General features: G+C 41.1%; 26 protein-coding genes and 1 tRNA gene. 18 read left to right on the top strand and 9 right to left on the bottom strand.

All coding sequences use genetic code 11. The features are described 5' to 3' along the window. Nucleotides 1-57 precede the first annotated feature (57 nt). Complete coding sequence (locus MZHIL_RS01420; RefSeq protein ID WP_013897586.1) at nucleotides 58-627, bottom strand: GMP synthase subunit A; 570 nt, start codon at nucleotides 625-627, stop codon at nucleotides 58-60. A 219-nt stretch (nucleotides 628-846) separates the two neighbouring features. Here MZHIL_RS01420 and MZHIL_RS01415 point away from each other — a divergent pair, with 219 nt between their 5' ends. The 6 genes from MZHIL_RS01415 to MZHIL_RS01390 all read left to right on the top strand — a co-directional run bounded on the left by MZHIL_RS01415 (nucleotide 847) and on the right by MZHIL_RS01390 (nucleotide 7,476). Continuing rightward, nucleotides 847-2,484, top strand: coding sequence for an ATPase domain-containing protein (locus MZHIL_RS01415; protein ID WP_013897585.1), 1,638 nt, complete (start codon nucleotides 847-849; stop codon nucleotides 2,482-2,484). 138 nt (nucleotides 2,485-2,622) lie between these two features. Further along, the gene (locus tag MZHIL_RS01410) at nucleotides 2,623-3,420 is read left to right on the top strand and encodes a 2-amino-3,7-dideoxy-D-threo-hept-6-ulosonate synthase (protein ID WP_013897584.1); all 798 of its coding nucleotides are present in this window, start codon (nucleotides 2,623-2,625) and stop codon (nucleotides 3,418-3,420) included. Nucleotides 3,421-3,468: 48 nt separating this feature from the next. Beyond that, nucleotides 3,469-4,611 (top strand): 3-dehydroquinate synthase II, encoded by a 1,143-nt coding sequence (locus MZHIL_RS01405; RefSeq protein WP_013897583.1) that lies wholly within the window; start codon nucleotides 3,469-3,471, stop codon nucleotides 4,609-4,611. A 14-nt stretch (nucleotides 4,612-4,625) separates the two neighbouring features. After that, complete coding sequence (gene aroD / locus MZHIL_RS01400; RefSeq protein ID WP_013897582.1) at nucleotides 4,626-5,330, top strand: type I 3-dehydroquinate dehydratase; 705 nt, start codon at nucleotides 4,626-4,628, stop codon at nucleotides 5,328-5,330. Beyond that, nucleotides 5,330-6,148: a shikimate dehydrogenase gene (gene aroE, locus MZHIL_RS01395; protein WP_013897581.1), complete on the top strand. Its 819-nt coding sequence runs from the start codon at nucleotides 5,330-5,332 to the stop codon at nucleotides 6,146-6,148. Before aroD ends, aroE begins: the two co-directional genes overlap by 1 nt. After that, nucleotides 6,145-7,476: a prephenate dehydrogenase gene (locus tag MZHIL_RS01390; RefSeq protein WP_013897580.1), complete on the top strand. Its 1,332-nt coding sequence runs from the start codon at nucleotides 6,145-6,147 to the stop codon at nucleotides 7,474-7,476. Before aroE ends, MZHIL_RS01390 begins: the two co-directional genes overlap by 4 nt. 17 nt (nucleotides 7,477-7,493) lie before the next feature. On the opposite strand, the gene tpiA is transcribed toward MZHIL_RS01390, so the two are convergent. The 4 genes from tpiA to MZHIL_RS01370 form a co-directional block, all read right to left on the bottom strand. Next, on the bottom strand, nucleotides 7,494-8,162 hold the full coding sequence (gene tpiA / locus MZHIL_RS01385) for a triose-phosphate isomerase (RefSeq protein WP_013897579.1): 669 nt from the start codon (nucleotides 8,160-8,162) through the stop codon (nucleotides 7,494-7,496). A gap of 49 nt (nucleotides 8,163-8,211) precedes the next feature. Then, nucleotides 8,212-9,390 (bottom strand): bifunctional 5,6,7,8-tetrahydromethanopterin hydro-lyase/3-hexulose-6-phosphate synthase, encoded by a 1,179-nt coding sequence (locus MZHIL_RS01380; RefSeq protein WP_013897578.1) that lies wholly within the window; start codon nucleotides 9,388-9,390, stop codon nucleotides 8,212-8,214. 124 nt (nucleotides 9,391-9,514) lie between these two features. Further along, nucleotides 9,515-10,126, bottom strand: coding sequence for an endonuclease III domain-containing protein (locus MZHIL_RS01375; RefSeq protein ID WP_013897577.1), 612 nt, complete (start codon nucleotides 10,124-10,126; stop codon nucleotides 9,515-9,517). A gap of 12 nt (nucleotides 10,127-10,138) precedes the next feature. Then, nucleotides 10,139-11,293 carry a geranylgeranyl reductase family protein gene (locus MZHIL_RS01370; RefSeq protein ID WP_013897576.1) on the bottom strand — a complete coding sequence of 385 codons (1,155 nt, stop codon included), beginning with the start codon at nucleotides 11,291-11,293 and terminating at the stop codon, nucleotides 10,139-10,141. 223 nt (nucleotides 11,294-11,516) lie between these two features. Between MZHIL_RS01370 and MZHIL_RS01365 the strand changes: the two genes are divergently transcribed. Both MZHIL_RS01365 and MZHIL_RS01360 read left to right on the top strand, forming a co-directional pair. Further along, nucleotides 11,517-11,590 (top strand) — tRNA-Val (locus MZHIL_RS01365). A 270-nt stretch (nucleotides 11,591-11,860) separates the two neighbouring features. Continuing rightward, nucleotides 11,861-13,015 (top strand): Cdc6/Cdc18 family protein, encoded by a 1,155-nt coding sequence (locus MZHIL_RS01360; RefSeq protein ID WP_013897575.1) that lies wholly within the window; start codon nucleotides 11,861-11,863, stop codon nucleotides 13,013-13,015. A gap of 67 nt (nucleotides 13,016-13,082) precedes the next feature. On the opposite strand, the gene MZHIL_RS01355 is transcribed toward MZHIL_RS01360, so the two are convergent. Both MZHIL_RS01355 and MZHIL_RS01350 read right to left on the bottom strand, forming a co-directional pair. Beyond that, the gene (locus MZHIL_RS01355; RefSeq protein ID WP_013897574.1) at nucleotides 13,083-14,516 is read right to left on the bottom strand and encodes a ribulose-bisphosphate carboxylase; all 1,434 of its coding nucleotides are present in this window, start codon (nucleotides 14,514-14,516) and stop codon (nucleotides 13,083-13,085) included. A gap of 101 nt (nucleotides 14,517-14,617) precedes the next feature. Further along, entirely contained in the window at nucleotides 14,618-15,319 is a 702-nt protein-coding gene (locus MZHIL_RS01350) for a YkgJ family cysteine cluster protein (protein WP_013897573.1), read from the bottom strand. Nucleotides 15,320-15,521: 202 nt separating this feature from the next. Between MZHIL_RS01350 and MZHIL_RS10610 the strand changes: the two genes are divergently transcribed. From MZHIL_RS10610 to MZHIL_RS01340, 3 genes are all read left to right on the top strand, one after another. Continuing rightward, nucleotides 15,522-15,698, top strand: coding sequence for a hypothetical protein (locus tag MZHIL_RS10610; protein ID WP_013897572.1), 177 nt, complete (start codon nucleotides 15,522-15,524; stop codon nucleotides 15,696-15,698). Between the two features lie 93 nt (nucleotides 15,699-15,791). Further along, entirely contained in the window at nucleotides 15,792-16,301 is a 510-nt protein-coding gene (locus MZHIL_RS01345) for a deoxyuridine 5'-triphosphate nucleotidohydrolase (protein WP_013897571.1), read from the top strand. 101 nt (nucleotides 16,302-16,402) lie between these two features. Then, nucleotides 16,403-17,194 carry a 2-amino-3,7-dideoxy-D-threo-hept-6-ulosonate synthase gene (locus MZHIL_RS01340; RefSeq protein ID WP_013897570.1) on the top strand — a complete coding sequence of 264 codons (792 nt, stop codon included), beginning with the start codon at nucleotides 16,403-16,405 and terminating at the stop codon, nucleotides 17,192-17,194. Between the two features lie 6 nt (nucleotides 17,195-17,200). Here the strand turns inward: MZHIL_RS01340 and MZHIL_RS01335 are convergent, their stop codons facing one another. Continuing rightward, the gene (locus MZHIL_RS01335; RefSeq protein ID WP_013897569.1) at nucleotides 17,201-17,524 is read right to left on the bottom strand and encodes a hypothetical protein; all 324 of its coding nucleotides are present in this window, start codon (nucleotides 17,522-17,524) and stop codon (nucleotides 17,201-17,203) included. A gap of 256 nt (nucleotides 17,525-17,780) precedes the next feature. On the opposite strand from MZHIL_RS01335, the gene glyS reads away from it, so the two are divergent. Together glyS and MZHIL_RS01325 are read left to right on the top strand one after the other, a co-directional pair. Continuing rightward, the gene (gene glyS / locus MZHIL_RS01330) at nucleotides 17,781-19,532 is read left to right on the top strand and encodes a glycine--tRNA ligase (RefSeq protein ID WP_013897568.1); all 1,752 of its coding nucleotides are present in this window, start codon (nucleotides 17,781-17,783) and stop codon (nucleotides 19,530-19,532) included. A 196-nt stretch (nucleotides 19,533-19,728) separates the two neighbouring features. Beyond that, nucleotides 19,729-22,047 carry a DEAD/DEAH box helicase gene (locus MZHIL_RS01325; RefSeq protein WP_048815431.1) on the top strand — a complete coding sequence of 773 codons (2,319 nt, stop codon included), beginning with the start codon at nucleotides 19,729-19,731 and terminating at the stop codon, nucleotides 22,045-22,047. 64 nt (nucleotides 22,048-22,111) lie between these two features. Here MZHIL_RS01325 and MZHIL_RS01320 read toward each other — a convergent pair whose 3' ends face one another. After that, complete coding sequence (locus tag MZHIL_RS01320; protein ID WP_172633389.1) at nucleotides 22,112-22,594, bottom strand: Sjogren's syndrome/scleroderma autoantigen 1 family protein; 483 nt, start codon at nucleotides 22,592-22,594, stop codon at nucleotides 22,112-22,114. A 134-nt stretch (nucleotides 22,595-22,728) separates the two neighbouring features. On the opposite strand from MZHIL_RS01320, the gene MZHIL_RS01315 reads away from it, so the two are divergent. The 5 genes from MZHIL_RS01315 to MZHIL_RS01295 all read left to right on the top strand — a co-directional run bounded on the left by MZHIL_RS01315 (nucleotide 22,729) and on the right by MZHIL_RS01295 (nucleotide 26,793). Continuing rightward, the gene (locus tag MZHIL_RS01315) at nucleotides 22,729-23,001 is read left to right on the top strand and encodes a UPF0147 family protein (RefSeq protein WP_013897565.1); all 273 of its coding nucleotides are present in this window, start codon (nucleotides 22,729-22,731) and stop codon (nucleotides 22,999-23,001) included. Nucleotides 23,002-23,226: 225 nt separating this feature from the next. After that, the gene (locus MZHIL_RS01310) at nucleotides 23,227-23,880 is read left to right on the top strand and encodes a translin family protein (protein WP_013897564.1); all 654 of its coding nucleotides are present in this window, start codon (nucleotides 23,227-23,229) and stop codon (nucleotides 23,878-23,880) included. Beyond that, entirely contained in the window at nucleotides 23,870-25,495 is a 1,626-nt protein-coding gene (sepS, locus tag MZHIL_RS01305; RefSeq protein ID WP_013897563.1) for an O-phosphoserine--tRNA ligase, read from the top strand. Before MZHIL_RS01310 ends, sepS begins: the two co-directional genes overlap by 11 nt. Then, nucleotides 25,482-26,171 carry an endonuclease V gene (locus MZHIL_RS01300; RefSeq protein ID WP_013897562.1) on the top strand — a complete coding sequence of 230 codons (690 nt, stop codon included), beginning with the start codon at nucleotides 25,482-25,484 and terminating at the stop codon, nucleotides 26,169-26,171. The genes sepS and MZHIL_RS01300 overlap by 14 nt, the downstream gene beginning before the upstream one ends. Next, nucleotides 26,161-26,793, top strand: coding sequence for a DUF169 domain-containing protein (locus MZHIL_RS01295; protein WP_013897561.1), 633 nt, complete (start codon nucleotides 26,161-26,163; stop codon nucleotides 26,791-26,793). Before MZHIL_RS01300 ends, MZHIL_RS01295 begins: the two co-directional genes overlap by 11 nt. Nucleotides 26,794-26,822: the final 29 nt, after the last annotated feature.

Raw genomic sequence — 26,822 nt, 5'->3', positions numbered from 1 at the left:
AGCCATATTGTAGAATCATATTTCCCCAACTTGCCATTTATTTTCATATATCTTTTTTCAGTAATTACTGCATACATCAAAAAAGTTGGTGAACAGTTCATCTCCTTTTTCTGTATGGGATACTTCTGGATGCCACTGAATTCCATAAATCGGCCGGGAAGGATGTTTCATTGCTTCGATCTCACATATATTGGAACGGGCAAGATGGATAAAATTACCAGGCATGTCAGTCACCTCATCTGCATGTGAGGCCCAGGCAGAAATAGAAGGGGACATGCCCTTTAGAATATCATCTTCCTCAATAATCTCAACCTCAATTGCCGCATATCCCCCATGTTTGCCTGGACCGTAGTCTCCGCCAAATTTTCTGGAGATCAATTGATGACCAAGACATATTCCCAGAACCGGGCGATCAATATATTCCAGATACTCCATGCAAAGTCCTGTTCGCTCCATTGAAGGGCCACCGCTGAGAATCAGTCCATCCGGCTCTTCCTCAAGTATCTGATCTATGGGAGTGGTATTGGATATGATCTTTGTATCCATATCAAAATCCCGAACCGTTCTGTGGATCAGATGACAGAATTGTCCATAGTTGTTTATAACCAGTATTTTCAGTCTGTTCATATATACAATCCCTGAAACAAAAATTAATTAGCTGCCGTTATCCATATAATATTTGCATATAAATATATTTCGTGAATCCTGCAGCTCTTTACAGAAGCGTCTATTCAGGTTCAAATATACTATGGAAAAAATACTATCCAGGAAACATTTAACATTTAAATCACATTATCTGCATATAATCCAAAAGTAATATTGAGTCCTTTGATGGGGAATATGTTAATGGAAATAAAATCAACATATATTGAAAATCTTGATGAGGTTCTGGGAGGAGGGATGATCAGGCCGTCCACGACCCTGATCGCAGGTACAGCTGGCACAGGCAGAACAACACTGGGTCTGCAGAGTTTATGCATGGCTGCAAGGAACAATGAAAAGGTGCTCTATGTTGCAATTACACCAAAATCGAAACAGAACGTAAAAGAAATGTTATCCAGGTTCAAATTTTTTGAAGATACGGTAAATGTGCATGTATTTGATACCAGTATGGCTGAAAGAGACCCCCTGACCATGCTTGTGGAGCTGGGTAATGTGGTTACTTCCATGGGTCCAGACAGAGTGATGATCGATCCCATCACCCCTCTTGGATACAGTTTTCCTGATTCAGAGCGGCGCAGGTTCATGTACTCCCTCAGTTCTGCCATTGGAGAATGGAACTGCATAGTCTATCTTACAGGTACGTTACTTCTGGATGAAATACATACATCTGTTATCAATGACATTGTAGATAACATCTTATATCTTTCACAGACAACAACCCGGTTTAGAACCATGCGAAACCTTGAGATCCTTAAAATGAGCGGTCTGGGATTTACTGAAGGAGAACATACATTTGAGATCAAGGATAGTGGAGTAAAACTATACCCGATCTGCATTCCAGAAAAAATTTCTCTCAAACCAGAAAGAGAGAGACTCAAATCCAGTATTGAAAAACTGGATACTATACTGGCAGGAGGTATTTTGAAGGGATCATCCATACTGGTTGCAGGCAGTGCAGGTACAGGAAAAACCATATTTGGGCTCCACTTTATCATGGACGGTGCAATCAATGGTGAGCCAGGTCTTATCATCAGTTTTGAAGAGACTCCAGAAGAACTGTACCAGTATAGCAAAAGTTTTGGCTGGGACCTTGAAAAAATGGAGAAGGAAGACCAGGTAAGGATTCTCTTTACCCCTCCTTCTGATGTATATCCAAACAAACACACCCTCCATATAAACAAGCTGATAGAGGAGATCGGGGTCCAGCGAGTATTTGTAGACGATATCTCTGGTTTTGATTATGCATTTGAGAGAAATATCGATAAGAAAGAACACATATACAACCTTATCAGGAATTTTAAGAATAAAAAAATCACATCCTGTTTTACAAGTGAAATTGAAAATATAACCGGAAATCTGCAGGTATCCCATATTGCTCTCTCAATGGTGATGGATGTCGTTATACTTCTCAGATACGTTGAAATTGAATCTGAAATGAAAAAAGCCCTTCTGGTACTCAAGATACGTGGCAGTGGACATGACAAGAGCCTCAGGGAATATTCTATTACAGACAGCGGAATGAAAATAGGAAAGCAGTTCCGCGAATATACAGGAATTTTGACAGGTTCTGCCACACCTGCACATGGCAGAGCCTATGAGCCCTACACTTCAGGATTTACCTCAGAAAAAGACAGGGTTATGAGAGAGCTGATAAAAGAGAAAGAAACAACTGCTGAAAGGCTTTCAGAAACCACCGGTATTGATCATGATGAACTGGAAGTTATACTTTCACAGCTTGAGGGACTTGGATATGTGGTCCCGGTATCCAAAAAAGGAGAGCAGTACTATAAGATTGTTCTGACTGATATTGAAAAAGAGTGATAGAACTACATCTCATGCCTGAATCTTATGTAGAAAGTGCCTTACCAGTTGATCACGATAATTCTCAAAACAGATAGTTTTAAATAATTTAGCGTGCTACTATGTCACATGGTAACACGATTTTGTGGGGCATAAATCATGACAGAAATAGGAAAAAAGATCAGAATAGAGCGAATAATGCACCGGGACAGCAGAAACATGTTCATCATTCCAATGGATCATGGTATATCAGACGGGCCTATAAATGGCCTGATAAACATAGCCGAGTCTATCAATAAGGTAGCTGATGGCGGAGCAGATGCCGTTCTGATGCAAAAAGGGATGATAACCCATGGCCATAGAGGATATGGGCATGATATAGGACTGATAGTCCATATGAGTGCATCCACATCACTTGGGCCTGATCCAAACAATAAAGTTCAGGTATGTACTGTAAAAGAAGCAGTCCAGATGGGGGCAGATGCAGTGTCGATCCACATCAATGTCGGCTCTGAGACCGAAGCTGATCAGTTGCATAAACTGGGTGCTGTAGCCCAGCAATGTGATGAATGGGGAATGCCACTTCTGTCAATGATGTACCCCCGTGGAAAGAACATAGTAAATCCCCATGATCCTGAACTGGTTGCACACGTGGCAAGGGCAGGTGCAGAGCTGGGATCCGATGTGATCAAAACACTCTACACAGGGGACCCGGATTCATTCAAGCAGGTTGTAGAAGGATGCCCTGTACCAATAGTTATTGCAGGTGGACCAAAGACCAATACTGACAGGGAATTTCTGGAAATGGTCAGGGGTGCCATTGATTCCGGGGCCAGAGGAGTTGCCATTGGAAGAAATGTATTCCAGCATCAAAATCCTACCCAGATGGCAAAGGCTATCAGCCAGATAGTTCACAGGAACAGTTCAGTTGAAGAGGCTCTGGAAATGTTCATATGATTCAAGAAATATCTATATTTGCTAAAAAAATAGAGGTTCTGTGAGCATATGAATAATAAAGAAGTGTGGATAAAAGCCGATGATGACAGATGGGAGACCCGTAAGTCCAGAATAACAACTGGTCTGGAATCGGGTGTTGACTGTGTACTTGTTGATTCACGGGATGTGGATAAGGTCAGGGAACTTGGAGATATCAGAATCGCAGCTTTTGGGAGTGATACAAAGGAGAATGGCGATATTGTGGTGATTGGAAAAAACAGTGAAGGCGACGGAACAAGACCCCTTCCAGCGGATTTTTCCGGTTCACTTGATATAAGTAATGCCGCCAGACTCAGGGAGAAAGGAGTAAAAGTTGCAGGGTATGTGATCATTCGGGATAAGAAGTATGAAATGTTTGCAGCCGAACTGGGAGAGGTATGTGATTATATAATAGTCATAGGAACTGACTGGAAAGTAATTCCCCTTGAGAACCTGATAGCAGGTCTGCATGAGAAAAATGTTTCAATAATATCAGGCGTTAAGGATTGGGAAGAGGCAAAGCTTGCTTTTGAGACCATGGAGCATGGTGCCGATGGGGTCTTGCTGGACACTGACAACCCTGATCAGATAAAAAATACAGTATCAGTCGCAGAAAAGATAAGTGCCGGCAAATTGAACCTGAAACCGGCACTGATTAGAAGAGTGGAACCTGTGGGAATGGGAGACAGAGTATGTGTGGATACCTGCAATCTGATGAAACCTGGTGAAGGAATGCTTGTCGGATCCCAGTCAGAGGGACTGTTCCTTATTCAATCTGAATCTGAAGAAAGCCCCTATGTAGCTTCAAGGCCTTTCAGGGTAAATGCAGGTGCAGTACATGCCTATGTGAGAATTGGAGATAGGACAAGATATCTTTCAGAGATTGAAGGTGGAGATAAGGTAACAATTGTGGATCATGAAGGAAATCTTAGAGAAGGTGTTGTTGGCCGGGTGAAGATAGAGAAGCGTCCTTTGATGCTTGTAGAAGCAGAGGTTGATGAAAAGGTTATAAAAACTATAATTCAGAATGCAGAGACGATCAAACTTGTGGGTAAGGATGGAAGGTCCATCTCAGTTGCTGAACTTAAGAAAGGGGATGAAGTGATGGTATACGTGGAAGATTCTGGCAGGCATTTTGGAATGAAGATTGAGGAATCGATAATTGAAAAATGATCAGGATGACAGATATGATATCCATAATAGGCCCCGATTCATCAAACTTTACTGCAATTGTTGCATCCGTTTCAGATAATGCATACGAGGATTCGATCAGAGCAAAGGATATGGGAGCTGATATTATAGAATTACGCATTGATCTGATAGAAGATCCCATACCTGATGATCTCATTGAGCTGATACGCAGTATCAAATTGGATACAGGACTGCAATGTATTGCAACCAATCGGATACACATTGATGGTGGTAAGTGGAATAGCAGTGAACATAAAAGAATTGAACTGCTTGAGAATGTGGCACCATATGTAGATGCAATCGATATTGAACTTTCAACTGATAAGACAGTCCTTTCCAATGCCATTGAAATGACAAAGGATAACAATTGTACAGCAATCATATCATATCATAACTTCAGTTCAACTCCTGATACAGCCAGAATAGAAGAGATTATTGACAGTGCATTTTCCAGAGGTGCGGACATTGCCAAGATCGCAGTGACTCCAGTATCAAAAAGAGATGTTCTTGATCTTCTTCAGGTTACCCTTAACTCGCAGAAACCTGTCTGCACAATATCAATGGGAAAGATCGGGAAGCATACGAGAGTAATTGCACCATTCTATGGTTCTGTTATGACATACGGATATGTGGGCACTCCCACAGCACCTGGTCAGATGCGCATTGATGAATTAAGATCCACAATGGAGCTGATACTGTAATGAAGGTATTTGCAGTCTTTGGAGATCCTGTTAAACACTCACTCTCACCCATGATGCACAATGCTGCAATGCTGGAACTTGGATTCAATGGAGTATACCATGCTTTCCAGGTAAAATCCAGTGATTTAAGGGATGCGATCTATGGTGCAAAGGCCATGGGGTTTGGAGGAGTAAATCTTACTGTACCACACAAAGAAAAAGCTCTGGAATTCATCAGGCCTGATCCCCTTGCAGCAAAAATCGGTGCAGTCAACACAATTGATTTCAGGGAAGGAATTACTGGCTACAATACAGATGGTATTGGCGCACTGCGAACACTCCTGGATTCAGGTATTGATATCAGAAATGCCAGTGTACTGATTGTAGGGGCAGGAGGAGCTGCAAGGGCCATCAGTTTCCAGCTGGCGTCTGAAGGTGCACATATCACTATAGCAAACCGTACACAGGAACGTGCACTAAAACTTGCAGAAGAAGTCAATGAAGTAGGCAGAGCCAAAGGTGCAGGACTGGAGGATCTCAAAAACCTGATCAAAGAAGCAGACATACTGATCAATACAACTACTGTAGGAATGTATCCTGCAGTTGATGATACGATCGCCACAGCAGATATGATGCATCCTGATCTTACAGTTTTTGATATTGTATACAACCCTCTTGAAACAAAACTGCTAAAAGAAGCAAAGAAAGCAGGCTCAAATGCTATTAATGGTGTCATGATGCTGGTGTACCAGGGAGCTGAGGCGTTTGAGATCTGGACAGATATCCGACCACCTGTGAATATAATGAAACAAGCAGTTCTTGAGGGGCTGGGACGTTGAGTTGCAGGGAACTGGAAGTCCTAATCATTGGAGGTACCGGTGAAATGGGACAGTGGTTCGCTCCTTTTTTTAATAGAAATGGATTTAATGTTACGGTCTGGGGTAAGAGTCAAAGAGTCGACATTGCAGAAAAGATGGGAGTCAGATTTGCAATGGATCTGGATAGTGCTGTTGCAAGAAGTGATATTGTGATTATTTCAGTGCCGATCAATATAACAGAAAAGATGATAGCTGAAACGGCACCAAAAATGAAAAGCGGCAGTCTTCTTATGGATTTTACATCTCTTAAAGTAAAGCCACTGGAAGCAATGCTAAGCCATGCTCCGCCAGGTGTTGAAGTTATTGGAACACATCCCATGTTTGGACCATCAGTATCCAGTCTTCACGGACAGATAATAATATTAACACCACCCACTAAACGCTGCAGAAAATGGCACCCATTTATAAGATCGGTCTTTGAGGAAAATGGAGCCCATATTGAAATAGTTGATGCTGGAGAGCATGACCTGATGGTATCTGTTATTCAGGGACTGACCCATTTTGCATATATTGCAATTGGAACAACTTTCATGCAGATCGATTTTGATGTAGCCAGATCACGCAGGTTCATGAGCCCTGTTTATGAGATTATGGTAGATTTTGTTGGCAGAATACTTGATCAGAACCCTTATCTCTATGCAATGATACAGATGGAAAATCCAGAGGTACTGAGAGTACATGAAGCATTTATAGAACAATGTCGCCATATATCTGATATTGTACGCCGGCATGACATGGAAGACTTTACTCAAAATATGAAAGCTGCAGCTACCCATTTTGGAGATACCTCATCTGCAATGCGAAGGTCAGATAAGCTTATCAATTCAAAAATATCTGAATTTGATAAAATCATTGACTCACTTGGAAAAGAAAAAGGATTCTTGCACCTCTATTCCAATATAACACATGTGGGTATTGTAAAAAAAGTAACACCAAGAGAAATTATACTTTTAAGGGGCAAAAAAGAGATCAAGCTAAAAATAGAAAACATCAGGCTTCTGACAGACAATGAACTCCTTGAGTGGAAAAAGGAAAATCTTCAGCACTTCAGGAGGGATATTTCAGTACTGATACCTCCAGGTGCAGATCCTGATATAATAAATACTGTGATCTCTGGTATTGAAGGGATTATCGCAACCAATATCATCGATACTTATACCGGTCTTGAGGATACGGATCTGTTAAGCGTTGCATACAGAATTACCATTCAGGGAGACCTTGATCCCGGCAAAGTACAGAATAATATAAGGGAACTTCTGGAAGGTCTGGGATGTAAACTGAGAAGCTGATTCCTCTGTTAACTCTTTTAGATCAGACTTATCAGATCTTCCATGGCTGATCGGGGATCCTCTGATTTCACAATGCCCGATGCCAGTAAAACACCCTTGGAACCAAGATCAAGAGCTGCCTTTAAATCCTTTCCTTTAGAGATTCCCGCACCGCACAGTACACTTACTCCAGAATCTATGTTCATTACAGCTTCCACAGATCCCTTGACCACATCAGGATCAGCTTCAGATACCGGTATTCCGCTACCTATCAGCTCAGGAGGCTCCACTGCCACATAATCTGGAGACAGGGCTGCTGCGGCTGCACTTGTAGGTATGTTGTTGGTACATACAATCGTCTTAAGTCCTACTGCCTTTGATGCCTGGATAGCAGCTTCAATGTCTGCAAGAGTGAGACGATTTTCTGAATGATTAATCAGTGTTCCTGATGCACCTGCTTCCTTGATAGCAGGAGCAAAAGCATGACCTGTAAAACTTCCTGCCCCAATACCATCTACATGCTGGGAATAGACCGGAATATCAACCATGGATGCTACCCGGTATATATCACACATCTGGGGCGCAACCGCTATATCCACACCAGAATCCTCTGCAACGTCTCTGCAGGCACGTGCAATATCCACGGACCTTTCTCCTGTTCCTTCTAAATAAGTTTTAAAATTTACAACAATCAGTGGTGAACCCATTTGTAGACCCTCCTTGAAATAAAGTATGGGACTATATGTAGCCCATACCTTAAAAGTCTGTCATTACCCTGAACTGATCTATTTCAGGTTTATTCAGACCTTCAATGAAATTTTCAGCAGCCTGCCGGACATCCTTGGCATTGGTAATTGCCCTTCCAACAACCAGAATATCAGCACCTGCCTTCAGTGCTGCAGGAATGGTGTGCGCTCTTATACCGCCTGCAACTGCAACCAGTATCCTAGGAGACAATTTCTTGATCTCTTCAATACTGCCCCAGGCATGTTCTGTATCCTCCACATCAATTGCTCTGTGCAGTTCGACAACATCAGGTAGTTCATCAAGCTGTTTCAGGACAGAGAGAGGGTCCGGGTGATTGAGGGTATCCATTACTGCATAGATCCCGGTCTTATGAGCTTCATTGATAGCCTTGTTCAGTGTTGGAACCGGAGCCAGTGCAGAGACTACAATAGCGTCAGCTGTTGAGTCTGCAACCATGCGGGCTTCCAGATTACCTGTATCCAGTGTTTTAAGATCAGCAACAATAAATGAATCTGGTTTCACTTCCCTTATTCTGGATATAACATCAACACCATATCGCTTGATCAAAGGAGTACCTGCTTCCAGTATAAGGTGATCGCTCTTTGGAAGCTGCCTGATTACACCAAGAATTGCATCTATGTTGGGGTTATCCAGTGCAACCTGAAGGTATGGAGGATCCCACAGCCTGGAAACCTTGAATCCCATGACAGCATGTGCTGCCCTGTCCTTCTCATGCAGAACAGTATCAACATCTGGGAAAGCATCAAAAGCCCTTTTCAATGCAAGTTTTGTTGCACCGTAGTTATATCTGTAAATGCGATTATAATCTGATGCGTCTGGGTGAATGAAAACACTTGCAACAATTACAATATCTTCAGCCTGGTCCTTTGGAATGACACCTTCTTCAACACTGTCTGCAACCGCCTTGGCGACCGCTGCCTGGGCAGGACCAAATATCTGCGAGGCCTGTTCCATGTTCTTCACAGTAACCTTTGGAACAATAAGTGTTGTCGGTTTTGTAAGGAGATTTGGACGGATAACCGATAGCAGAGGAGTGTGTCCTGCCGATAGTTGCGTCATCCCGTTTGCAAATGCCTGACCCACAGGGCCGGCTTTATCGCCTGCCATAAGGTCAATGTGTGCGAGTTCTGATCCCTCGCCAATTAAAGCTTCACCTATCAATAACATATTTATTCATCCTGCTTTTATAACTATTTTCGATATTATCCTGATTACTTAATAGCCAGATTTAATGGATTGGTTCCTAAGAATATAATCATCATATATTAGATTTTATATTGAACATAACTTTTCAGAACAATCCGGGACAGATATTACACAGTACACATATATCACATTTTGGAGATACAGGTCTGCATATATTCTGTCCAAACTGTACAAACAGTTCATTGATATCCTTCCACGAACTCCGGGGTAAAATTTTCTTCAGCTTCTCCTCAGTTTCATCAGGTGTGGATGATTTTACAAGACCAAGCCGGTTTGATATCCTGTGTACATGAGTATCCACAGCTATGGTCTCCTTTGAGAATGCATATAGAAGAACACAGTTTGCGGTTTTCCTTCCAACCCCGGGCAGCTCAAGCAGTAACTCACAGTTATCCGGAACCTCACCACCATATCTATACATAAGTATCTCTGCAATTTCCTTTACACGCCTGGACTTGACCCGGTAAAAGCCCACATCCTTTATGAGCTCTTCAATTTCAGAAACTTCTGCCTCTGCCATTTCCTGTGCAGATCTGAACTTATCCATCAGTCTGCTGGATGCTCTGTATGTAATCTCGTCACGTGTTCGATGAGAGAGAACAGTGGAAATCAGTACATAAAAGGGATCATGTCTCAGGTAAAAGAAATTTTGTGGATAAAGTGTTCTCAGGTCCGAGATAATCTGCTCAACGTCCATAACTTTTATGTTTTAAACCTTTGAGGATATTAATTCTTTTGCTACGTAGAATGGAAGACGTGGAATAAGCCATTTCAAATAGGATCCATAATTGAAATCTGGAGTTGCAAGCAGAACAAACCTGTCCAGCAAAGAAGGGTGCCGAATAAGCATTGAGGCAAAAATATCCGGATTTTTGTAGAATATCCTGGACAATAAGAGTGAATATTTAAGATCAGAACCAAACTCCCTCTGGCATCTGCGGTGATAAGTTGATAGACTGTAAGACGAGTAGTTATTAGATTTATGGGCACAAGCTGCGGTTTCTGCAGCCAGTTTTCCTGACATGATCGCATAGGCAATCCCCTCCCCAAGGAAGGCATCCACAAGTCCTGCTGAGTCCCCAGTCAGTAGAATACGGTCATTGTATGTATTTCGGGTATGTCCACCAACCGGAAGCATGTACCCCCGGGGTTTAACATAGTCCATGCCCAGTTTATTGAGAAATCGTCTGTAAGAATCCACAGGCCTGTTCCAGTCAGGGCCAATTTCACCAATACCGACACATATCCGGTCTTTCTTTGGAAACACCCAGCCATAGCCCCTTGGAACATCTCCAAAATGAAACTGTACCATACTGGACAGATTATCGTCCAGAAAGTCATCATTTACAGGAATTTCGGCTTCCATTGAAAATGCAACTTCTTCCTTACCGTAAGGGGAACGCACATTTCGCGCACATACGCCATTCATACCATCGGCACCTATGATCATTTTCGCACAGTATGATCCCTGCTCAGTGTGCACTGTTGCACAGTCACTATCAATATCAATACCTTTTACAGGAGTATTATCCAAGAAATTTGCACCTGCCCTGCTGGCCTGGTCAGCAAGGAATTTATCAAACCTGTCCCTCTGAACAGTTACTGCAACCTCCTCGTCATTCATTGATTCCATATATGAATTTTTGTACCATACCCTTGCACCTTTGATCCTTTTCTCGATCAGGGATGGAGGAAGTTCAATACCAAGATTTTCAAGTGCATACCGGCTCACTCCACCTGCACAGGGTTTGATTCTCGGAAATCTTTCTTTTTCGATCAGCATTGTACGCAGACCTGACATAGCAGTATATCTGGCAGCAGTTGATCCTGCAGGACCTGCACCTACAACAATAACATCATACATAACATATCTATAAACATTGCATCAGATATTAGAAATATTTGATATTGACCTATAAAGATAAGCTTTATAGTATTCTCATAGTCCTAACTTCAGGTAAAAAAAGCTAAAGTGTGAGGGGTGGTCTGTGTGAAATAATCTGTCCGACTAATTTCTGTCAGACCATGTGTAAAAAGAGATAATCTAAAATAATACAAATATCATTTACAGATTATTACAGATAAACGGGCCCGTGGTCTAGCTGGTTATGACGTCGCCTTCACACGGCGGAGGTCCTGGATTCGAATTCCAGCGGGCCCACTATCTTGATGATATCCGTTATCACAACAGTATGTTAAACTCTAAAAAAGTAAATAGATAAATGCCTCAAAGTAGTATTTTTCGTCAGACTTATTAATCATAGATCATTAATAATAATCTGTACAAAAAGTGTGATCCATCCAGGCCACGGGGAAATTGCTCTGGAAAACATTATTGTATTGAAATGCATAAAATCAAAAACCTGCAGAAATTATAAAAAATTAGATAATTTTATGGCACTTATTCATAAGAGAATAAAGAGTTGATTGTGTGGCCAAAAAGAGCAGAGGAAAAATATTCAAAGATCCAGATTATTCTAATACTGCCTCTGTGTCGGCATCACTTAATGAGATGATGTACCTTGACCAGCAGATTACACAGGTATACAGCAGGTTGTCAGGTCTTATTGACAGGGGAACCATAGAAGAAGATATAGTTATCTATGGACCTGCAGGTACAGGCAAAACAACACTGGCCAGGCTAGCTGTAGAGCAATTGATCATGGAATCCAGAGACTGCCAGATAAATGTAAGTTCATATTATATTAACTGTGAACGCAGTCGGACCAAACTTGAGATCCTGAAAGAACTGATCGATACATTCGAAAAAGAGCAGGGGATCTCTGGCGAGAAAATCGATGAGTTCATTGATAGCCATGAGAAAAGACTGATAAAGCTTTTCAGCCAATTTCATGGACATGTCATTTTAATCCTGGATGAACTGGAAGAATCAGATCTTATCTACTATTTTATGAAATTGATGGAACCATTCTCAAACATTACAGTAATTGGAATTATCAATAACATATACTTTGAGAATATTAATAATATAAAACCAATCATATTGTTACCCTATGATAAAAAGCAGCTGACTGATATTGCAACTGCAAAAGCTGAAAAATTATTCCAGCCAGGGTCGTACGATAATGAAATAATTCAATTATGCCTCAAACATGATGATGCAGGAGAGATCATTGATCTGCTCCTTACCTCAGCCAGGATAGCGGAGAATAAAAATGATGAAATGATCAGGCCTGAGCATGTCTGTAGGGCTGAGAAATTACTTGAACAGAATGTAGCGATCAAGTCTGCTGAAAATCTTTCACTCCACAAGAAGTTGATATTACTTTCAATATTTTACAGTGAACAGATGTATGATGAAGTACGGACATCACAGATCAACAATATTTACTACAGGTTATGCATGCAGATGAATGAAAGCTGCAGGTCACTGAGATTCGTCTCTGAAACACTTGCACAGCTATACAGACTGGATATAATAGATATGAAAAAGAAAACATCTTCCAGGGATCAGTATATTCCATATGATATCAGGATAATTGCTCCAAAAGAAGTACTCGAAGCCCTGCTAAATGACAGGGATTTTAGAGCACTAAAGGAGATGTTTGATCTGGAGTTCAGTTAACACTAAAACTATCCTGGAATCATTTATGTGTTTGTGGACTTATCTTCCCAAATATATTTACTGAAAATCAAACCCCTTCTTTTGCCTTTGAGAAATATTCAAGGGATTGGGCCAGTTCATTATGATCCTTAGCATACTCTTCAATGTCGATACCTTTGAGATACGCATCACAGGCCTGTACCAGTGCTTTTGCTCCAGCCTTTGTTCCTTCAGGATGTGAATGTACACCTGAGCCCATTGTAGTTATGAAATCCACATTTCCCATCACATCTATAAAGGGTTTGAGTCTGACAGGATTGAGACCACCAGAGACTATAGGACAGCATTTCTTTACCCCTCTCCAGCTGTCATCTTCCAGTATAATATGACGGGACATGTCCTCGTTGACAATATTTACAGCATCTTTATCAGATTCCATAATCTTGGTCCAAATCTGTTCAAAGAAATGACCTTTGGATTTAAAGTAAAGAATTCCGTGTGCTGCAACAACATCTTCTTCAGGGGTCCCTTTCATCTTTCCAACACCTGCGGTTCCTGTATGAATTCCTGATGCACCTGCAAGACGTGCAAATTTGGATAGTACCAGTACTGAAAATCCAATAGGGTTCTCGGGTCGTGTGAATCCTCCGTGTCCTGCCCTGTGATAATGAATAAATACGTCAGGATAGCGCCTTCTCAGGGTTTGCACCGCCATCCAGCCTGCTGTTATCCCGTCAATAAGAAATGCATAACTACCAGGTTCAAATCCTGCATTCCTGATCATCTCACATCTCTGGATCATTATATCAAAATCAGCAGCTGAAACATTGAAAGAATGTACCTTTTTTTGTCCTGTTTCCCTGACTGCCTTATCCATGGCCTCTTTTACATGCATGACCATCTTTTCGTAGGGGCAGAAATCCTGGTTTGCCTGGGGTTCATCATTCTTGACAAAATCTCCGCCGCCTGTCCAGAAATCATAGCATACCTCTGCATATTCTGCAGATGTCAGCCCCATCTTTGGCTTGACAATGGTACCAAGTATAGGTCTGTCATAAACTCCTAGATATTGTCTCATATAATCGAGAGTATAGCTTGGACCATCGTACTGCTCAAGCATAGCAGGCGGGAACCAGACGTCAAGTAGTTTTAGTGCACTGATCTCCTTCATTCCCAGAATATTTCCAACTATGTATGTGAGAATATTCTGTACATTCCCTCCTCTGTCAAAAAGTCTCCATGGGTAAGCTATCCAGACCAGATTTTTATCCAGGTCAAGTTTATAGACCAGAGCATTCATGGTCCTGGAAAAGGCGGTTTCAGTATTTACCTTAAAATTTGTCCCTGTGGACGATTCTGCTGCAACCTCTGAAGCTGCCTGGAGTATATTCATTTTACCACCGGGTATCAGATGGAATACTCCAAGAAGGTATTCACCATTTTCCGGATCCTCAAGATTCAGATTTACATAAGCCTGCTGTTTGGAATTAAGTGATTGTACAAGATCATCAATGGAATTCATAATAATAAATAGGTCAGCAATCTATTTTAGGCTTATGGAATTGGATATCTGTGCAATGGTATTGGTTCCCTGATCAGCGGATACAAATTATAAATAAATATTCAGCTACATGGCATTAATGAAGTGTCAGGATCCAATTCATCTGGAGAAATTACAGGAATATTATCTGCGATCTTTGCACTTTTCACAGATTCTGCAGAGATAAATTTATCGTCCACATAAATTGCAAACATCTCCAGGTCCGTGAATGGGATAATCAGTTCTTTTATTATACTCTTTTTGAAAAAGAGAGCCAGTTCTCCTGCATAGAATTCAAGCTCTGTCTCCCACTCTTTGATAAGCTGTTGCTTATCATCTCCTGATACGTGATCAGAGCATGATATATGTTCCACAATCCAGCAAGTGAAGTCTCTGATGATATCAAAGCCAACAGGGCAGGGCTGAAGTCCTATGCTCACAGTTGACCGGTCGACTTTAAAAGGATAGAGTCCACAGACAACTGGTCTTTCATTATATATTTCACAGCGACCTATACAGTTCAGGAACATACAAGGTGAGTTGATCAGATATAATTGAACTACATTTTTTTCAGGCCTGATCATTGTTTCCCTTTCAGGATATGCACGCACCAGATTGTTCTTCTCTTCTTCAAATAAATGAATACTGCCGTTCCTGCAGCAGTGTGCATTGCAATTATCAGGACATTTGTAATACTTCAAAATTCGCTGAATTGTATCGTAATGAATAACCTTTTTTATACCGGATATGTGGAACATGAGCATAGGTGCACCACGTGCACTCATTCACCTCCTTAAGCATGTTGACAAAATATGAGCATAAACAGGATCACAACTATTAAAACCTGTTTATCAGGTTCTTTTGAACAAAAACAATTTATACAAACCAGTCCAATAGTACCAGTAACCAGATTGGGGAATCCGGGTTGAGAACTTGATCGTGAATAGCCTAATCTCTATTACCGGACAATAAAAGGAGGTATCGTAAATGACTCAGGGAGTTTCATGCTTTGATATGAAAAAAGGACAGGTATACACATGTGAAGAATGCGGTATTGAGCTACAGGTTATTAAAGAATGTAGTGAGGAATGCAGAATAGATACCGGCTGCTGTGCAGATGATGGGTTTATGTGCTGTGGAGAACCACTCAGGCTTAAAGAATAAATTTAAGTACTTCACTCATCTTGCACTATCTTATCATTTTTATTTATTTGATAATTCAATAGTATTTAATACTGCTGTTACATACAGCAAGATATGTCACTATTATCAGAAAAAACACTCAGAGAACTGATTCGTAAAGATCCGCCGCTTCTGGAAGGTTTGATTGATGAGAGTCTTCAGATCCAGCCCAATGGAGTGGAAATGACACTCAAAAGTGTGGAAAGGTTGGAAGGACCCGGTAAGGTAGATTACGATAATTCCTGCAGAGAAATACCTGCATCCACAAAACTCGAGTTTGATGACGGCTGGATATTCCTCAGACCCGGAAATTACAAGATAGTCCTAAATGAAATCGTCAATATACCGGATAATCTTGCAGCTATTGCAAAACCTCGTTCAAGCCTTATCAGATGCGGAGCAACTCTTGAAACCGCAGTATGGGATGCAGGGTACAGAGGAAGAAGTGAGTGTATGCTTGTTGTTTACAATACCGAAGGATTCCATCTCAGAGAAAATGCCCGTATCATGCAGCTTCTGTTCTATCGGCTTGATGCCAGTGTTGAGAATGGATATTCAGGAATATACCAGAACGAGAACATCTAAAATAATTCAAATACAATTACTGGGAAAATAACAGGTACCGCTCCAATACCTGCATATGTTCATCGTAAAGAATATGTATCATCAGGCAATAACTGCAATTCATGAGCACTATTGGCAAATCTGTGAGAATTGAACGTATTTTCAATCGAAATACGGGAAATACAATAATTGTTCCAATGGACCATGGTGTGGGTGCAGGACCCATAAATGGTCTGATCAACCTCCCGGAAACCGTAAATACTGTTGCGGAAGGAGGAGCAAATGCTGTACTTGGACATATGGGTCTTCCAAAACACGGGCACCGTGGATATGGCAGGGATATCGGCCTAATTATACATTTATCAGCATCCACGTCTCTTGGGCCCGATCCCAATCACAAAGTGCTTGTTACCACAGTTGAAGAAGCAATAAAGGTCGGTGCAGATGCGGTATCAGTACACATAAACATAGGTGCAGATGACGAAGCAAAGATGCTTCATGATCTTGGACATGTTGCAAAGATGTGTGATGAATGGGGAATGCCCCTGCTGGCAATGATGTATCCCCGTGGACCAAAGATCATAGCAGAACACGATGTTGAGTATGTAAAGCATGCAGCACGGGTGGGAGCTGAACTTGGTGCAGACATTATCAAAACCAACTATACAGGCAACATAGATTCATTCAAGGAGGTCGTAAACGGCTGTCCTGTACCGGTAGTTGTGGCAGGTGGACCGCAGATGGACACCGAACAGCAATTGCTGCAGATGATACATGATTCACTGCAGGCAGGTGGAAAAGGTGTTGCTATCGGAAGAAATGTGTTCCAGTCAGTTAATCCAGCACAGTTAATGTCAGATATTTCTAAAATAGTACATGAAGGAGCCAGCGTTGAGGAGATACTGGATAAATAAAAAAAATTATTTGAGCAACCCGTATATTCCCTTCAAATTTTCAGATATTTCCAGGGGCAATCTCTGTCCGGTCACATCTATAAAAGCAAGGACATAGGGCTCCTCCAGACATCTGAGACATTCCTGCCCCTCAAAAATAAGCTCGGTTATATATTTCAATTCCTCATCAGAAAGATTACCAAGCCTTTTCCTGAAATCCTCAACTGAAGCCGCATAAAATTTTGAGACCGGAGGAAGGATTGAACGATAAGGTACTGATTCCTTTTCTCTGATCTCCGGTGCAAGACGGTACATAATCTGCATATCTTTTTGTGATAAATCCCTTGACATCTGTAAACCCCAGTAATTTAGTAGTACAGTATCCGTGATCCAGATCCAGGCAAATGCTGTGATCTACAATCACACCTGCTTATTTATTTTTCAATTATATTCTCGATACTGTTAAATGTGATGAAAATGTCGATGTTATGAATACTTTATCAATATATCATTACTACATCAGTTATTACAGTATAATTCATATTATACAGGATTTAATATTGTTGATCCAGGACAGATATTTGCAATCTATTGCGAGGATGTATCAATGGACAGGTATGAACAGGTAATTGAGCTGGCAAAAAGGCGAGGATTTTTGTGGAATTCCTTTGAACTGTATGGGGGAGTTGCAGGATTCTATGATTATGGACCTCTTGGATGCACTCTGAAGAGACGTATTGAGAATATGTGGCGTGAATTTTACGTTATCAATGAAGGATTCATGGAAATAGAGACTCCCACTATCGGTATTGAAGATGTGTTCATGGCTTCGGGACATATAAGTGGTTTTTCCGACCCCCTTTGTGAATGTTTGGAATGTGGAGAAGCATTTCGTGCAGATCATCTGGTAGAGAATCATGTAGAGCTTGCAGATGCTCTGACCAATACAGAGCTTGACAATGTAATCCATGATAAGGATGTTACATGTCCTGAATGTGGCGGAAATCTTGGATGTGCATACGAATTCAACCTCATGTTTAAAACGGGAATTGGACCAGGGAATGGAAGAGAAGGATATATGCGTCCGGAAACTGCACAGGGAATATTTATCGATTTTCAGAGACTTGCCAGGTACTACAGAGAAAAGCTTCCTTTCGGAGCTACGCAGATAGGTAAATCTTTCAGAAACGAGATATCCCCCAGGCAGGGTGTCATCCGGCTTCGTGAATTCACACAGGCAGAAGCTGAAATATTCATCAACCCAAAACATAAAAAACATCCTGAATTCCAGAAAGTTGCGGATACTTTGATCAGTATATGTCCATCTGATTGCAAGGAAATGGGAACTGCTGAAAAGATCACAGTTGGCCAGGCAGTGGAAGATGGAATTATTGCTCATGAATTTTTGGGGTACCACATTGCACTCACACATAGTTTCCTTACAGGAATTGGGATTCGTCCAGATGATCTCAGGTTCAGACAGCACAAAAAGGATGAAATGGCCCATTATGCAATTGACTGCTGGGATGCAGAGATCAGGACCGACCGTTTTGGCTGGATTGAAACCGTAGGGATCGCCGACAGGACCGACTATGACCTGAAGGCTCATTCTAAGATCAGCAAGCAGGATCTTTCAGTATACATCGAATATGATGAGCCGGTGATTTCCACACGTTTTGCGGTAAAACCTGATATGGGAAAAATAGGACCTGTTTTCAAGGGTAAAGCAAAGCAGGTAGCTGAAGCACTAAAAGATCTTGACAGGGAAGATATAGATACTGGTGATGACATCAAAGTAGTTGTTGATGGAGACGAAGTATCAGTTCCCAGAGATATGGTTAACTTTACCGAAGAAACAGTTAAGATAAGTGGAGAGACTGTTGTACCTCATGTAATCGAGCCATCGTACGGTATTGACAGAATACTGTACTGTACAATGGAGCATGCCTTTGAGGAAGAAACCGTTCCTGTAAAAGAAAGAGATGAGTCAGAAGAGAGTAGAACTGTACTCAGATTTAAGCCTGAGATCGCACCCATACAGATCGCTGTTCTGCCGCTTCTTACAAGAAATGAGTTGATTACACCTGCAAAAAAGATAGTTAATTCCCTTAAAAGAAAAGGACTGATGGTTGTCTATGATGATTCAGGAACCATAGGACGGCGTTACAGAAGGAACGATGAGATCGGAACTCCTTATTCAATAACCATTGATTATCAGACACTTGAAGATTCAACAGTTACAATTCGTGATCGTGACAGTATGAAACAGATTAGATCTACAATGGATGGGCTTGAAGAGCTGCTGTATGGTCTGATCCATGGACAGCGGGCATTTGCAGAAGCTGGTGAGACCGTATAAGGATAATACTGGTATACTAAATGCAGATTAAATAAATATTGCATAATGGATGTGGCATGAATGTGATTCATTCGATAGAACCACATACTTTCACCCTGCTTGCATCATGTCTAAATATATACCGAAGCAATTCCTATAAGACTGAAAGTCAAAAACTGAAAATACCAGAGTATCAAATGGATTAATGTGCAAATGCATGAATGATTATATCGAGCATCCTCTGATAAAAAAGAATACTGTAGAAAAAAGGCTCTATCAGCTCAATCTGGCAGGAGAAGCTCTGAAAAAGCCCAGTCTGGTAGTTCTTCCTACAGGCCTTGGAAAAACAATTGTTGCACTGATGGTAATGGTTGCCCGGCTTGAAAAATATGGAGGAAGAATCCTTTTATTGTCTCCCACCAAGCCACTGGTAGAGCAACATTCCCTTTTTTTGAGAAATGTACTTGAGATAGAGGAAAGCAGCATACTGACCTTCACCGGCAGCCTGTCCCCTGCTAAACGTGCTGAACTGTGGAATCAGGGACAGATAATTATTTCCACACCCCAGGTAATAGAAAACGATCTCATTGCCCGCAGAATAGATCTGGGAGATGTATCCCACATCACTTTTGATGAAGCCCACAGGGCAGTGGGTAATTATGCTTACAGTTTTATTTCTGAAAAATATTTTCAAAGCTGTGAAAATCCCCATATTCTTGCTATTACTGCAAGTCCTGGCAGTTCAAGTGAAAAGGTGAACCAGGTGTGTGAGTCCCTGAGAATAGAATCTGTCATTGTTAAGACTGAACAGGACAGTGATGTTGTACCATATATCCACAAAAAGGACATTGAATGGGTACATGTGAATCTGCCTGATGAACTGAAAAAAATAAAGGAACTTCTGGAAAGAATAATGGATGACAGATTCAAAAAACTTGCAGAAGCCGGCTATCCGGTTTCCAATCCCAGGAAGACATCAAAAACAGAGATTCTTGGAATGCAGAAACGACTTCAATCCCAGCTTCGCGGATATCCTGATCCGCAGGTATACACCGGCCTATCGCTCATAGCAGAGATCATGAAGGTCAATCATGCCATTGAAGTTGCAGAGACCCAGGGAATTGAATCCCTGACCAGATATATCCAGAGGTTGGAGAATGAGGCGGGTTCAAAGGGCGGGAGCAAAGCTTCCAGACGACTGGGGGAAGATCTCTACATGAGACAGGTTGTACACAGGTTGAAAGGACTGGATCTTGAACATCCAAAACTAAACTATGTGAAGAATATTGTTCAGGATCAGTTACAAAAAAATCCCGAATCCAGGGTCATAGTGTTCACCAATTACCGTGATACTGCCGATATGGTCACTTGCATGCTGTCAGAGGTTGAAGGGATCTCACCTGTACGATTTGTAGGCCAGAGTTCAAAGTACAAGGATAAAGGTCTTACCCAGAAACAGCAGGTTGAAATTATTGAAAAGTTCAAATCCGGAGATTTTAATGTACTTGTTGCTACCTCTGTTGCAGAAGAAGGACTGGATATACCTGCAACCGATCTTGTGCTGTTCTATGAGCCAGTGCCATCAGAGATCAGAAGCATCCAGAGAAAAGGGCGAACTGGAAGAAAGCACAGGGGAAGAGTTGTGGTACTGGTCACGCGGGGTACAAGAGATGAGGCATATTACTGGAGCAGTGTCAATAAAGAAAAAAAGATGCAAAGCAATATGAAGCATCTGACAGGACTTATGAATGGCAATACACAGCAGTCCGCAGTTGAAACAAATCCCTCATTATCTGCTTACGATAACGGGAATAATAATAATAAAACAATTGAAAGCAATACTGCAGATAAGACCGGGCAGTGTAATCTTTGTGAATTTGACAAAGAGTGCGATCAAATTCGAGTAATAGCGGATCAGAGAGAGGGAAGAAGCACTGTTTTGCGATCACTTGACCGGTTGAATACGGCCCTTGAGATAAAAACACTTGAAGTTGGAGACTATCTTGTAAGTGACAGGTGCGCAATTGAGCGAAAGGATGCAACTGATTTTGTCAGTTCACTGATCGACCGCACTCTTTTTGAGCAGATTTCAAACCTTGCCAGAGTATATTCAAGACCAGTACTCATAATCGAAGGTGAAGGATTATTTACATCCCATAAGATCAATCCCAATGCAATACATGGAACAATTGCTTCCATATCTATGGATTTTGGGGTTTCGGTATTTTATACACGTGACCCAGAGGACAGTGCATCTCTGATCCACCTGCTTGCAAAGCGCGAGCAGACCGACATGAAACGGGACGTGAACATGCATGGGAAAAAATCGTCCCGTTCCCTTTCACAGCAACAGGAATATATCATCTCAGCAATTCCCGATATAGGTCCAAAGGCAGCCAGAAATCTCCTATTACATTTCACTACTGTGGAAAATGTGATCCAGGCCAGTAAAGAGGAACTGATGAAAGTCCAGTTGATAGGCCCAAAAACAGCTCAAAGGATCAGAGAAATTCTGGAAAGTGATTACAAGGCCTGAAACATACCTTAAAATGAAAATGAGAAATTTGTGTTAAAGGGTAGATAGATTACCAGCCACACCTTCATCTGAACCTCTTCATTTTTTCAAACAGAATCAGTCCCTTTTCAATCAATTCAAAGCTCTCATGCAGTCTTCTTGGATCATTTTCATTCTGAAGGCTAGAACTGATATCCAGGATCTTTTCTGCAATCAGATCTGCAGCCTGATCTATTTCATCCCCGGTGCCGGATCTATTATGTGATATAGCACCTGATCTGGAAGGTGGATGTTGTGGAACAGATGTGGTTTCTTGACTTCTTACAGCCCTATCCTCTTTATTATCAGGTATAGAGGACTGCGGTGAAGTTTCAGATACATGGTCCCTTCTGGGAGAATCACTTTTCATCTCCACATCGCAGACAGGACATACAACCTGACCACTGTATCTAAACATTGGTGCACCACAACCTTCACAATGTTGTGCAAGCATTGTTGCGCCCATTTCCAGCAGTCTGGATATTTTCTTGATATTTTCTTGTTCTTCTTCAGGATTTACCAAATTCATTTCCTCCTTAATAAGCATACATAAAACATACCATAATCGAGATCTAAACAAAAGTATTTTTATATCATATACTTATTTAAACATGTTTTAAGTAATCTTATTTTCTACTCTACAGTTATTTTAAGGTGATCTATATGACAGATGATGTTGAAGAAGTTATAAAACAATCCACACAGGTACTAGAACACATAGCAAACGATAACTCAGTTCCACGTAACATAAGACGATCCGCAAACGAAGTTCTGAAAATACTGAATAATGAAAATGATCCTCTGTTCATGAGGGCTGCATCCAGTATATCAATACTTGAAGATCTTAGCAATGATCCAAACATTCCATTACATACCAGAACTCTCATATGGAATGTTGCAAGCCAGCTTGAAACAATACCAGTTGATGAGGACTGAACGTTCATTATCTGGGATACAATTATACGTGCACATGGATGATCAGAACTGTCCTGTCCATTTTTTTGATTTACATAAAGATATTTCTGATGATCTAAAAAAACAGCTGTATCCCATATAAAGTTGTATAATCGTTTTCTATCTGATTCTATATTAGAGCTAAGATATTTTATATGATAGAAGTAACCAGTATTATATATACCCTATAAATATTCTTCGTATATAATGAACAATGAAATAACAAGCAAGATTCTCAAAGACCTGGACGCAAAAGAGAATGCTCGGGATAGTACAATATCAATATCTCGAGAGGTTGTTCGAAACTGCAGAAAAGCAATATTTGCAATTCATAGAAAAGAACCGACCACAGCCCTCTCCCATATTGATCAATCACTTCAGTTACTGACTTCAATTGATCAGAAACTTACATCCTATCCTGATGTTTATTATGGAGGATTTGTAGAACATGCCCAGCAGGAATTTGTGGAATGCAGTATTCTCTATAGACTGATATATAAAAAAGCAGACCTGGAAACAGTACCTTCTCCCGAAGATCTCAATGTCAGTTATGCAGCATACCTTAATGGGCTGGCAGACATTCCTGGTGAACTTAGAAGACATATATTATCCATGATACGTAGAGGCACTGCACAGGAAAGCGAGATATATCTCAATTTAATGGAAGATATATATTCAGTTTTGATCATGTTTGATTATCCTGATGTGATCGTAAAAGGACTCAGACATAAGACCGACAGGATCCGCCCATTGATCGAGCGTACATCAGGGGATATTACAAATGCGTTGGGACAGCAAAAGTTAGAAGAATCCATGACAAAATTTGAATCTGCATTACAGAGGCAACATCATGAAATTTGATCCTAGGAAAACCAGGGAGCACAGTCGACAGGATTTTGATTCTGCCTGGAGAAAAAGTACTGAATTTATTAAAAGACCGGGTCTAAATGAACAGTACCCCCGTATCACAATGGAATACGGCAAACCTCACCCTGTATATGATACTATTCACAGACTGAGGGAAGCTTACATGAGAATGGGCTTTGATGAAATAATGAATCCTCTGATCGTTGATGAAAAGGATGTTCACAAACAGTTTGGTCATGAGGCACTGGCAGTACTTGACAGATGTTTCTATCTTGCAGGTCTTCCAAGACCAAACGTAGGCATTTCTGATGAAAAAGTGAAAAATATCCAGCAGATACTGGGATCTGTAGGGGATCAAGATATAGAACTTATCAGATCTATACTTCACAGATATAAAAGAGGTGAAATTGAAGGTGATGACCTGATACATGAGGTCTCTAAGGGTCTTAATGTATCTGACTCAAAGGTTGCTGAGATGATCGATCGGGTATTCCCGGAATTTAAAGAACTTATCCCTGAGCCTACAAATCGCACCCTCAGAAGCCACATGACATCAGGCTGGTTCATTTCACTTGCGTCAATTGCAGGGAGAAAAAAGCCACCTATGAAACTGTTTTCCATTGATCGATGCTTCAGAAGGGAACAGCAGGAGGATCCTTCAAGGCTCATAACCTATCATTCTGCATCCTGTGTGATCATGGATGAAAATATCAATTCCGATGTTGGAAAAGCTGTAGCTGAGGGTCTGCTATCCCAGTTTGGTTTCGAAAAGTTCAAGTTTGTGCCGGATGAGAAGCGAAGCAAGTATTATATCCCTGATACGCAGATTGAAGTATTTGCATATCATCCGGAACTTGAAAACTCCAATACCAAGTATAGTGACGGATGGATTGAAATTGCAACTTTTGGCATATATTCGCCTACTGCACTTTGTATGTATGATATCCCCTATCCAGTAATGAATCTGGGGCTGGGCGTAGAAAGAATAGCAATGATCCTTCACAATGGAAATGATGTAAGATCACTTTCATATCCCCACATGCCACAATATTCCAGCTGGAAAATGAAAGATAGCGAGATTGCAAAGCTGATATATGTAGACAGAGTACCACTTACTCCTCATGGCGAACAGATATTACAATCGCTGGTACATACCTGTCAGGAACATGGAGACACTCAAAGCCCATGTGAATTTCTGGCATGGGAAGGATCAATTGACAATAAAAGAGTATCAGTGTATGTTACAGAGCCGGAGGAGAATACCAAACTTTGCGGACCTGCTGTATTTAATGAAATTGTTGTCTTTGAAAATGATATACTGGGTCTGCCACGTTCCAAAAAATGGGCCCGAGCATTTGAAAATAATGCTTCATGTACCGGAATCAGGTTCATTGACGCTTTTGCAGCAAAAGCTGCAAGAGATATCGAAAAAGCTGTGGAGAACGGCGATCCTGAAATGGAAACAAGAGTTCGTATTGTCAAAGTACCCTCAGAGATCAATATCAGGATAGACTCTCTGGCACATCGGTATATTACAGGGATTAAAAAGAGAATAGATATCAGAGGACCTGTATTCATTACAGTGAGGGCAACGATTGAACAGGCTTAACAAAACCCAGTTAATATATCCTGAATCATATGAAAGAGATTCACTGATCAAGATACAGCATGAAATATCAGAATATGTTACTATTGAAGATCGTTTCGATAAACTGCATCTCATAGGAGGGGCTGATTGTGCATTTGTCAAAGATTCGATCATATGTTCTGCTGTTGTTATGGACTACGACACCATGGAAATTATTGAAAAAGCAGCAGTTATTGAACCTGTAACTTTTCCCTACATACCAACATTCCTCTCATTCAGGGAAGCAGCTCCAATGATCAATGCAGTTCTGAGACTAAAAAACATTCCGGATATACTCATGATCGATGGCTGTGGCATCAATCATCCACGTATGGCAGGTCTTGCTACACATATAGGAGTATCTATGGATATGCCTACCATAGGAATTGCAAAGAAGATTCTTTGCGGGGTTTCAGATGAGCCACAAAATGTAAGTGATGCAAAACCACTGAAATATAATGGCAGACAGGTTGGATGGTACTTAAAATCATCAAAAAGAAGCAACCCTATTGTAATAGCTCCAGGTCATAGAGTATCTGTAAAAACCTCCCTTACAGTTGTTAGAAACTGCCTTCGCGGATACAAGCTCCCGGAAACCACCAGAAACGCCCATCTGGAGGCAGGTAGAATTAAACAGGAGATCAAACATGAACAGTAGCGAATTTTCATGCCTTGCGGGTCTGATGAGCAGTGGCGAACCTGTATGTATAATTTTCAACGATAATAAGATCGTAGGGTCCCGATCAGATAAACTTTTCTGTGAACTTGTATTAAATGCACGTTATGGGGAATCATTTCAGATATCTGATCAGAGGTGCAGGGTTGGATCATACATTCTTGGAGCAGATGACCATGTGCCATCCGAATATTATTTCAAATCCGGCAGATACGCCAGCAGAGATATTGCACAGATGGCTGCAGAATCCCTGCCCAGAAAAGATACTTGCGCATATCCGATCAAAATAGAGCCACTTCATGCTAACAATGGATATTTTGATGTAATGGTCCTATATCTGACCCCTGAAAAAGCAATGAAAGTGGTACAGGCATATTCATACTATACAGGCGAGAGAGTAAATATCAATACTATCGGAGCTGCCTCTGTCTGTGCTGACTGTACAATTCTGCCTTTACAGAAGGGACTGGCAATTTCAGTGGGTTGTAAAGGTTCAAGGAAGCACACTGGATACAGCGATCATGAAATGCCTGTCGGAATCTCCCAGTCAGTGGCAGCAAAAATAGAAGCAGGGCTGTCCTTGATCCCCAAAACATCTGATTAAATATAAAAGTAGATTGATCTTTTTTAAGT

Origin of the sequence: Methanosalsum zhilinae DSM 4017 (assembly GCF_000217995.1) — an archaeon.
Lineage (GTDB): Archaea > Halobacteriota > Methanosarcinia > Methanosarcinales > Methanosarcinaceae > Methanosalsum > Methanosalsum zhilinae.
Note: the sequence above shows the minus strand (reverse complement) of the source record. Positions and strands in the feature narration are given on the sequence as shown.